The 2,501-nt window shown below is 60.4% G+C and carries 3 protein-coding genes; 2 read left to right on the forward strand and 1 reads right to left on the reverse strand.

Going from position 1 to position 2,501, the window contains the following annotated elements; translation table 11 throughout:
• Both AC1DSG_RS30185 and AC1DSG_RS30190 read left to right on the forward strand, forming a co-directional pair.
• Nucleotides 1–1,044, forward strand: a 1,044-nt coding sequence (locus AC1DSG_RS30185; protein ID WP_477794140.1) for an Orn/Lys/Arg family decarboxylase, incomplete at its 5' end; no start/stop codon positions are given.
• 14 nt (nt 1,045–1,058) lie between these two features.
• Nucleotides 1,059–1,673 (forward strand): GNAT family N-acetyltransferase, encoded by a 615-nt coding sequence (locus AC1DSG_RS30190; RefSeq protein ID WP_477794141.1) that lies wholly within the window; start codon nt 1,059–1,061, stop codon nt 1,671–1,673.
• Here AC1DSG_RS30190 and AC1DSG_RS30195 read toward each other — a convergent pair.
• Nucleotides 1,639–2,501: LysR substrate-binding domain-containing protein (locus AC1DSG_RS30195; protein WP_477794142.1), on the reverse strand; the 863-nt coding region annotated here is incomplete at its 5' end. The genes AC1DSG_RS30190 and AC1DSG_RS30195 overlap by 35 nt on opposite strands.

The following is a 2,501-nucleotide window of genomic DNA, read 5'->3' on the forward strand; positions in this document are numbered from 1 at the left end:
CATGTTCAGGACGGCGGCGCGCGGCAACTGGACCGCGATCGCTTCAACGAAGCGTTCATGATGCACATCTCCACATCGCCGCAGTACAGCATCATTGCGTCGCTGGACGTGGCTTCGGCGATGATGGAAGGCCCGGCCGGGCGTTCGCTGTTGCAGGAGATGTTCGACGAGGCCCTGAGTTTTCGTCGCGCCCTGGCCAATCTGCGGCAGCACATTGCGGCGGACGACTGGTGGTTTTCCATTTGGCAGCCGCCATCGGTGGAAGGCATCGATCGCGTGGTTACCGAAGACTGGCTGCTGCAACCCGATGCCGACTGGCACGGCTTTGGCGGCGTGACCGACGATTACGTGTTGCTCGATCCGATCAAAGTCACCCTGGTGATGCCCGGCCTGACCGCCGGCGGTGCGTTGAGTGAACGCGGGATTCCGGCGGCGGTGGTCAGTAAATTCCTTTGGGAGCGTGGGTTGGTGGTCGAAAAGACCGGGCTGTATTCGTTCCTGGTGTTGTTCTCCATGGGCATTACCAAAGGCAAATGGAGCACGCTGTTGACCGAGCTGCTGGAGTTTAAGCGCAGCTATGACGCCAACGTCAGCCTGGCAACCTGCCTGCCCTGTGTGGCGCAACAGAGCATCGGGCATTATCAAGGCATGGGCTTGCGCGATTTGTGCGATCAATTGCACGCCTGCTATCGCAGTAATGCCACGGCCAAACACCTCAAGCGCATGTACACCGTGCTGCCGGAAATCGTCATGAAGCCGGCCCACGCCTATGATCATTTGGTGCGGGGCGAGGTCGAGGCGGTGTCGATCGATGCGCTGGACGGGCGGATTGCTGCGGTGATGCTGGTTCCGTATCCGCCGGGGATCCCGTTGATCATGCCGGGCGAGCGGTTCACCGAGGCGACCCGGTCAATCATCGACTACCTTTCATTTGCACGCACGTTTGATCGCAGTTTCCCCGGATTCGTCGTCGATGTGCATGGCTTGCAACACGAAGACGAGGGCAATGGACGGCACTACACCGTCGATTGCATCAAGGAATGAGGACCTTCCCCAGTATGCAACCTGTCATTAATCCCAAGTACCCCGGCCTTTCGGTGCGTGTCGCCGATGACGGCTTCGCGGCTTACATCTGGGGCAGTGATTTCAGCTTTGAAGTCGCCGCCTATGGCGCCGCCGAAATGGGCAAGCCGGTCGAGCAGTGGCCGATCACGCCGATCACCCCTTATCGAAAGTGCTACGGCATCGACCCCGAAGAGTTCAGCAGTTTTCGCGATGCCGCTGACAGTGCGATTTTCATGGCGTATCTCGATGATGAGCCCGTTGGCCATCTGGTGGTCAGCACCAACTGGAACGGCTTTGCCCATATCGACGAACTGGCGGTACATGCCCCGGCGCGGCACCATGGCGTGGCCAAAGCGTTGCTGGACGTTGCTCAGTTCTGGAGTCGCAAGAAAAAACTGCCGGGCATCATGCTTGAAACCCAGAACAACAACCTGGGCGCCTGTCGGCTTTATGAGCGGTGTGGTTATGTGATTGGCGGGATCGATCATCTGCGCTATCGCGGGATCGATCCGAACACCGCTGAAGTGGCGCTTTTTTGGTATCGCTTGTTCGATAACGCGCTGGAAAACCCGCTCAGTTCGCCAGCATCGCCGCGGCTTGTTCCGTAATGATGTCCAGCAATGTCTGAACGGCGGCAGATGGCTCGCCGTTTTTCAGGGTCAGGGCGTAGAGGCTGACCGGTACTGCCGGCGCCAGCGGGCAAACATCCAGTCCGCTGGATTTGGCGCCAATGGCGGTAAACGGGTCGACAATCGCCAGGCCTTCACCGGCCTCGACCATGCTGCGCATCATCTGATGCGTCTGTACCCGGATATGCACGAGCGGCGCCGGGCGCAAGGCCTGCAATTTGTTCTCGAGTGCCGGGCTCAGCGGATCGTGGCCTTCCAGGCCGACCATCGACTGGCCCGCCAGATCCTGCAACGAAATGTATTTCTGCTTGGGCTGCAGCCAGCCATGGGGCGCCAAGAGCTGGAGCTTGCCTTGGGCAATCACTTGGCAACGGATGTCGGCGTGGTCGGGATCCTGCAGGCTCAACCCCAGATCGCTTTCGCGCAATAACAGGGTTTTGATGATCTCGCGGGTCGGGTGGCTCAGCAGGTTGCAAGGTGCATCGGGCAGGCGTCGGCGCAGGGCGGCGATGCTCTGAGGCAACAATTGTTGGGCCAATGGCGGGGTGCAGATGATGCGCAGGGGCGGTGCCTGATATTGCTTGAGGCTGGCGGCCAGGCGCTGGACGGGTTCAAGCGCTTCGTAGACGTGGGCGATTTCGGCCTCTAGCTCTCGCGCTTCGCGGGTCGCCTGCAAGCGTCCACGCACGCTGGAAAACAGCATGAAGCCCAACTGTCCCTCGGCCTCGCGCAAAATGCCCTCAACCTCGGCCACCGGCAACTGCAGCCATTCGGCGGCGGTGCCYAGGTGACCGGTCTGCACAAGCG

This window comes from Pseudomonas sp. P5_A12, assembly GCF_056400685.1.